This window comes from Streptomyces sp. CNT360, from assembly GCF_000424785.1.
This window is the reverse complement of the sequence record NZ_AUKO01000030.1, coordinates 127,243-133,679: the sequence shown is the minus strand read 5'-3', so window position 1 is coordinate 133,679 and position 6,437 is coordinate 127,243. Positions and strand designations below refer to the sequence as shown.

7 protein-coding genes are annotated in these 6,437 nt (G+C 74.1%); 1 reads left to right on the top strand and 6 read right to left on the bottom strand.

The window, feature by feature from the left end:
- Positions 1–201 precede the first annotated feature (201 nt).
- From H297_RS0122835 to H297_RS0122825, 3 genes are all read right to left on the bottom strand, one after another.
- A complete protein-coding gene (locus H297_RS0122835) occupies positions 202–1,707 on the bottom strand; it encodes a bifunctional ADP-dependent NAD(P)H-hydrate dehydratase/NAD(P)H-hydrate epimerase (RefSeq protein ID WP_027738946.1) in 1,506 nt (501 codons plus the stop codon).
- Between the two features lie 21 nt (positions 1,708–1,728).
- Positions 1,729–2,136: a holo-ACP synthase gene (locus H297_RS37905; RefSeq protein ID WP_051352087.1), complete on the bottom strand. Its 408-nt coding sequence runs from the start codon at positions 2,134–2,136 to the stop codon at positions 1,729–1,731.
- Between the two features lie 199 nt (positions 2,137–2,335).
- Positions 2,336–2,590, bottom strand: a complete 255-nt coding sequence (locus H297_RS0122825; RefSeq protein ID WP_027738945.1) for a hypothetical protein — start codon at positions 2,588–2,590, stop codon at positions 2,336–2,338.
- Positions 2,591–2,696: 106 nt separating this feature from the next.
- On the opposite strand from H297_RS0122825, the gene coaA reads away from it, so the two are divergent.
- The gene (gene coaA, locus H297_RS0122820; protein ID WP_027738944.1) at positions 2,697–3,689 is read left to right on the top strand and encodes a type I pantothenate kinase; all 993 of its coding nucleotides are present in this window, start codon (positions 2,697–2,699) and stop codon (positions 3,687–3,689) included.
- Positions 3,690–3,725: 36 nt separating this feature from the next.
- On the opposite strand, the gene glmM is transcribed toward coaA, so the two are convergent.
- From glmM to rplM, 3 genes are all read right to left on the bottom strand, one after another.
- Complete coding sequence (gene glmM, locus H297_RS0122815) at positions 3,726–5,105, bottom strand: phosphoglucosamine mutase (protein WP_027738943.1); 1,380 nt, start codon at positions 5,103–5,105, stop codon at positions 3,726–3,728.
- 330 nt (positions 5,106–5,435) lie between these two features.
- On the bottom strand, positions 5,436–5,939 hold the full coding sequence (gene rpsI / locus H297_RS0122810) for a 30S ribosomal protein S9 (protein ID WP_027738942.1): 504 nt from the start codon (positions 5,937–5,939) through the stop codon (positions 5,436–5,438).
- A gap of 42 nt (positions 5,940–5,981) precedes the next feature.
- Positions 5,982–6,425: a 50S ribosomal protein L13 gene (gene rplM, locus H297_RS0122805; protein WP_027738941.1), complete on the bottom strand. Its 444-nt coding sequence runs from the start codon at positions 6,423–6,425 to the stop codon at positions 5,982–5,984.
- Between the last annotated feature and the right edge of the window lie 12 nt (positions 6,426–6,437).

The window sequence follows — 6,437 nt, the reverse complement described above, 5'->3', positions numbered from 1 at the left end:
CCGCAGACCCGAGGCAGGCCGCAGACCCGGGACCCGCCGCAGGCCCGTGTCAGGCCGCAGACCCGAGACCCGCCGCAGACCCGTGTCAGGCCGCAAACCCGAGACCCGCCACAACCCCAGGACCGGCCGCAGGCCCGGAACGGCCGGCGAGCGGGCCGGGCCCGGGACGGACAAGCCCCGCCCGGGGCAAGCTCCGCGGGGTCAGGAACTGGGCCGGTGGTCCGTCCCGGTGACGTCGTGCCAGGCGGCGGGCAGTGCGGCAGCGACGTCCGTCGCCGACGGTGTCGCCGGGGCGAGGCGGCCGGCGAGGCCGTGCAGGTAGGCGGCGGCGGAAGCCGCGTCGCGGGCCGGCAGGCCGGTGGCCAGGAGCCCGCCGGCGAGGCCGGTCAGCACGTCGCCGGTGCCGGCCGTGGCGAGCCGGCCGGTCCCGGTGGAGTTCACCCGCACGGGCGGGGCCTGCTCCGTGGAGCCGGACGGCGGCTGAGCGATCAGCGTCGTGGAGCCCTTGAGCAGCACGGTCGCACCGGTGCGGGACGCCAGTTCCCGTACGGCGGCCAGCCGTGCGGCCTCGACCTCCTCCCGCGCGACGCCCAGCAGCGCGGACGCCTCGCCCGCGTGCGGGGTCAGCAGGGTGGGGGCGGTGCGGGCACGCACGGTCGCCACGTCCATCAGGCGCAGCCCGTCGGCGTCCACGAGCACCGGCACGTCGGAGGCGAGCACTTCCTCGACGGCGCCCCGGGAGGCGGGCTCGTCGCCCAGCCCGGGGCCGACCGCCCAGGACTGGACCCGGCCGGCGTGTCCCGGCGGGCCCTCGGAGACAAGGGTCTCGGGGAAGCGCGCGATGACGGCGTCGCCGCCGGGGCCGACGTACCGTACGGCCCCGGCGCCGCTGTGCAGCGCGCCGGCGACGGCGAGTACGGCGGCGCCCGGGTAGCGCGCGGAGCCGGCGACGACGCCGACGACCCCGCGCCGGTACTTGTCGCTCTCGGCCTGCGGACGCGGCAGCAGGGCGGCGACGTCCGCGTGCTGAAGGGCTTCCACGTCGGGGCGGCGGGGCAGGTGGGGGCCGAGCCCGATGTCGATCAGCCGTACGGCCCCCGCACGTTCCCGGGCCGGGTCGATCAGCAGCCCGGGCTTGTAGGCGCCGAAGGTCACGGTCGCCGCGGCACCGACTGCCGCGCCGTGCACCTCGCCGGTGTCGGCGTCCACCCCGCTGGGCAGGTCCACGGCGACGACGGGCACCCGGGCCCGGGCCACCGCGTCGGCCAACTCCACGGCTGCGGGCCGCAGTCCGCCCGTGCCGCCGATGCCCACGATGCCGTCGACCACCAGTTCGGCCCGCGCGAGGAGGCCATCGACCGGCTCGGTGGCGCCCTCCACCACTGCGCCGGGCGCCACCGCGGTGCGCCCTCCCGCGGCCCGCAGGGCCGCCAGTCCGCCCTCGTGCGCGCGTTCGGGCGCCAGCAGGACGGCGGTCACCCCGGCGCCGCGCCGGGCCAGCCGGGCACCCGCGTACAGGGCGTCGCCGCCGTTGTCACCGCTGCCGACCAGCAGCACGATCCGGGCGCCGTAGGTACGGTCCAGCAGCCGCACGCACGCGGCCGCCAGTCCGGCGGCGGCCCGCTGCATCAGCGCGCCCTCGGGCAGCCCCGCCATCAGCTCCCGTTCGGCGGCGCGCACGGTCTCCACGCCGTAACCAGTCCTCATGCCTCCAGTGTGACCCGCGCCTCAACCGGCCGCGTTCCGGGGGGCTGCCGCATCCGCCGGGTCGCCCTCCGCGACGACGACGGCCGAGGCGACCCCCGCGTCGTGGGAGAGGGACACGTGCCAGCTCACGACACCCAGCGCGGCAGCGCGGTCGGCGACCGTGCCCCGCACCTGCAGGTACGGGCGTCCGGAGGCGGCCGTGCACACCTCGGCGTCCGTCCAGCGCAGCCCCTTGGGCGCGCCCAGCGCCTTGGCCAGCGCTTCCTTGGCGGCGAACCGGGCGGCGAGGGAGGCCATGCCGCGCCGCTCGCCGCTGGGCAGCCACAGTTCGGGGTCGACGAAGAGCCGGTCCGCCAACGCCGGGGTGCGTTCCAGCGCGGCGGCGAAGCGGTCGATCTCCGCGACGTCGATTCCCACCCCGACGATCACCGCTGCCTCATCCCCGTACCCCCCGCCTTTCCGTACCTCGCCCACTTGCCGTGCCGTGTCCGCCGCGCGGGGCACGTCGCTGTCGGGGCGAGGGTACGCGCCGGCAGGCGCGGTGGTGCGGTGCCCCTGCCGTCCGGGCGCGAGGGGCGGGCCGGCCTGTCGGTCACCGCATCGGCCGTGTCGTCCCCGTCATCCGACGTCACCGTCCGCGGGCCATGCGCTCTATGGCCTCCTCCATCAGCTCCAGGTACTCCGACTCCTCGCAGCGCGGCTTGCTGCCCATCACGTACAGGTCCAGCGAGTCCGTCAGGTCCTCGGTCAGGTCCTCGTCGGGGAGGCCGTCGCTCAGATCGCTGTAGACGTGCCCGGCGTGCCCGGCCAGGGGATCGACACGGAGGGTGCGCCGGGTGCGGGGGTGGCGTATTCGACGTATGCGGCGAAGGGGACGTGACATGATCGGAAGATAACGGCAATTCCGCCCCACGTACACCTTCCGGGTGACTTGGCTGCGGTCCGGGTGCCTGCCCCCGGAGGTGAACGCCCCGGACCGGCCGCGCAGAATGGCAGGCGTGTCCACGAAGCCGTTCCTCGACCTCAGCCGCGCGGAGTGGAGCGCCCTGCGCGAGCGCACCCCGCTTCCCCTGACCGCCGCCGAGGTCGAGGCCCTGCGCGGGCTCGGCGACGTCATCGATCTGGACGAGGTGCGGGAGGTCTACCTGCCGCTGTCGAGGCTGCTGAACCTGTACGTCGGAGCCACCCACGGGCTGCGCAGGGCGCTGAACACCTTCCTGGACGACCCCCGCCGCCCGGGCCGTTCCGCACCGCAGCAGGGCACCCCGTTCGTGATCGGGGTCGCCGGCAGCGTGGCCGTCGGCAAGTCGACGGTCTCCCGCCTCCTGGAGGCGCTGCTCGCACGCTGGCCCGAGCACCCGCGCGTCGAGCGCGTGACCACCGACGGCTTCCTGCTGCCCAAGGCGGAGCTGGAGCGGCGCGGGCTGATGTCCCGCAAGGGGTTCCCCGAGTCCTACGACCGCCGCGCCCTCACCCGCTTCGTCGCCGACGTCAAGGCGGGCAAGCCGGAGGTGACGGCGCCGGTCTACTCGCACCTGATCTACGACATCGTCCCCGGCGAGCGCCTGACCGTGCACCGGCCCGACATCCTGATCGTCGAGGGCCTCAACGTCCTCCAGCCCGTGCTGCCCGCCCCGGACACCTCCCGGCCGGAGAACGGGGGAGGCCGCACCCGGGTGGCCGTCGCCGACTACTTCGACTTCTCCGTGTACGTGGACGCCCGCACCGCCGACATCGAGCAGTGGTATCTGCGCCGGTTCCGGGAGCTGCGGCAGACCGCCTTCCAGAACCCGCGCTCGTACTTCCACAAGTACACCGGCGTCAGCGAGGAGGAGGCCCTCGCCTACGCCCGCACCACCTGGCGGACCATCAACGAGCCCAACCTCCGCGAGAACATCGCCCCCACCCGTGGCCGGGCCACCTTGCAGCTCCACAAGGGTCCCGACCACACGGTGCGGCGCCTGTCCCTGCGGAAGCTGTGACCCTCTCGCCGGTGGCGCCCCGCGCGGGCGGGGGCCTCAGCCCAGCGCGCGCTTGACCACGTCGGCGAGGCGCCCGGCGACGGCTCGCGCGTGCTCGATGTCCGCGGCCTCCACCATCACCCGCACCAGCGGCTCGGTGCCCGAGGGCCGCAGCAGCACCCGCCCGGTCTCCCCCAGCTCCCGCTCGGCGTCGGCGACGGCCGACACCAGTTCCTGCGCCGTGCCCACCCGCGTCCTGTCCACGTCCGGCACGTTCACCAGCACCTGCGGCAGCCGCTCCATCACCCCGGCGAGCTCGGCCAGCGGCCGGCCGGTGGCCGCGACACGGGCGGCCAGCATGAGCCCGGTCAGCGTGCCGTCGCCGGTGGTCGCGTGGTCGAGGACGATCACGTGCCCGGACTGCTCGCCGCCCAGCGAGAAGCCGCCGTGCTTCATCTCCTCCAGCACGTAGCGGTCGCCGACCGCGGTGCGGGCCAGTTCGATGCCCTCGCGCTCCATGGCGAGCTTGAAGCCGAGGTTCGACATCACGGTCGCGACGACGGTGTCCTTGCGCAGGTGGCCGGCTTCCTTCATGGCCAGCGCGAGGACGGCGAGGATCTGGTCGCCGTCGACCTCGTGGCCGTCCGCGTCGACGGCCAGGCAGCGGTCGGCGTCCCCGTCGTGGGCGACGCCCAGGTCGGCGCCGTGCCGGACCACCGCGTCGCGCAGCCCGTCGAGGTGGGTGGAGCCGCAGTCGTCGTTGATGTTGAGGCCGTCGGGGTCGGTGCCGATGGTCACCACGTCCGCACCGGCCCGCGCGAACGCCTCCGGGGACACCCGCGCCGCGGCCCCGTGCGCCCCGTCGATGACGACCTTGAGCCCGTCCAGCCGGTTGGGCAGCACGCCGACCAGGTGGGCGACGTAGTTGTCGAAGCCCTCGTCGTAGTCCTTGACCCGGCCGACGCCCGCACCCGTGGGGCGGTCCCAGGCCTCGCCGGCGGCGTGCTCGCGGTGCAGGGCCTCGATCCGGTCCTCCAGCTCGTCGGCGAGCTTGTGGCCGCCGCGGGCGAAGAACTTGATGCCGTTGTCGGGCATCGGATTGTGGCTCGCCGACAGCATCACGCCCAGGTCGGCGCCGAGGGAACCGGTCAGGTAGGCGACGGCCGGGGTGGGCAGCACGCCGACCCGCAGCACGTCGACCCCGGCACTGGCCAGCCCGGCCACGACGGCGGCCTCCAGGAACTCGCCCGAGGCACGCGGATCCCGCCCGACGACGGCGACCGGCCTCACGCCCTCCTGCGCCGCCTCCGCGCTCGCCCCCGCCTTCGCCTCGGTCAGCACGTGGGCCGCCGCGACGGACAGCCCGAGCGCCAGCTCGGCCGTCAGCCCCTCGTTGGCGACACCGCGTACACCGTCGGTACCGAAGAGTCGTGCCACTGTCGTTCCTCCGAGTTCTCCGGGCGTTCACCGGGCGGGCCTGAAGAGCCCGGCACCCCAGATATACGCCCCGTTGTCAGCGTGACGGCGCGGGCACCGCCACTCGAGCCCGCCAACCGGCCGGATACCGTCCACCTGCCAGGGGCCGGGGGCCACGCCCGGGCCACACCCGACAGCACCCGACAGCGCCCGCAGGCCCCGGCAGCACCGGTCGTCCCGGCCCGGGCCCGGCGCCGGACCCGGCCCCCGATACGACGGATGCCCCGTCGGCACCGGTGTGGGGTGCCGACGGGGCATCCGGAAAAGGCTCCAGCTCCAGCGAGCGCCGATTCAGCGCTTGCTGTACTGCGTGCCCTTACGTGCCTTCTTGAGACCGGCCTTCTTGCGCTCGACCGCACGGGCGTCACGCGTGAGGAAGCCGGCCTTCTTGAGCGGGCCGCGGTTGTTGTCGACGTCCGCCTCGTTCAGCGCGCGGGCCACGCCCAGGCGCAGGGCTCCGGCCTGACCCGAGATGCCGCCGCCGGAGATGCGGGCGACCACGTCGTAGCGGTCGTCCAGCTCCAGGACCTTGAACGGCTCGTTGACTTCCTGCTGGTGCACCTTGTTGGGGAAGTAGCCCTCCAGGGTGCGACCGTTGATCTTCCACCGGCCGCTGCCCGGGATGATCCGGACACGGGCGATGGCGTTCTTGCGACGGCCGGTGCCGGCGGCCGGCTGCGGCTCACCGAAACGGGAGGCCATGGACTCGGAGGTGTACTCCTGCGGGGCCTCGGGGGTCTCGGTCGTGTACTCCTCGACGCCCTCGACGGGGGTCTCGGCGGTGGTCTCGGCCACGATTCTCCTCAAGCTTTCTTCGGTCTTAGGGGGTGGCCGGACTTACTGCGCGACCTGGCTGATCTCGAACGGCACGGGCTGCTGCGCACCGTGGGGGTGCTGGTCGCCCGCGTAGACCTTCAGCTTCGACAGCATCTGACGGCCCAGGGAGTTCTTGGGCAGCATGCCCTTGACGGCCTTCTCGACCGCCTTCTCCGGGTTCTTGTCCAGCAGCTCGTCGTAGCGGACGGACCGCAGGCCGCCCGGGTAGCCGGAGTGCCGGTACGCCATCTTCTGGGTGCGCTTGTTGCCGGACAGGTGCACCTTGTCGGCGTTGACGATGATGACGAAGTCACCGGTGTCGACGTGGGGCGCGTAGGTCGGCTTGTGCTTACCCCGCAGGAGAGTGGCGGCCTGGGAGGCCAAGCGGCCGAGGACGACGTCCTGGGCGTCGATCACGTGCCACTGGCGCTGGATGTCGCCGGGCTTGGGGCTGTACGTACGCACGGTCGTAGCCTT

Excerpts from the sequence above, each read along its gene's own strand:
- H297_RS0122835 (WP_027738946.1), bottom strand. The coding sequence starts at position 1,707 with ATGAGGACTGGTTACGGCGTGGAGACCGTGCGCGCCGCCGAACGGGAG.
- coaA (WP_027738944.1), top strand. The coding sequence starts at position 2,697 with ATGGCAGGCGTGTCCACGAAGCCGTTCCTCGACCTCAGCCGCGCGGAG.
- H297_RS0122825 (WP_027738945.1), bottom strand. The coding sequence starts at position 2,590 with ATGTCACGTCCCCTTCGCCGCATACGTCGAATACGCCACCCCCGCACC.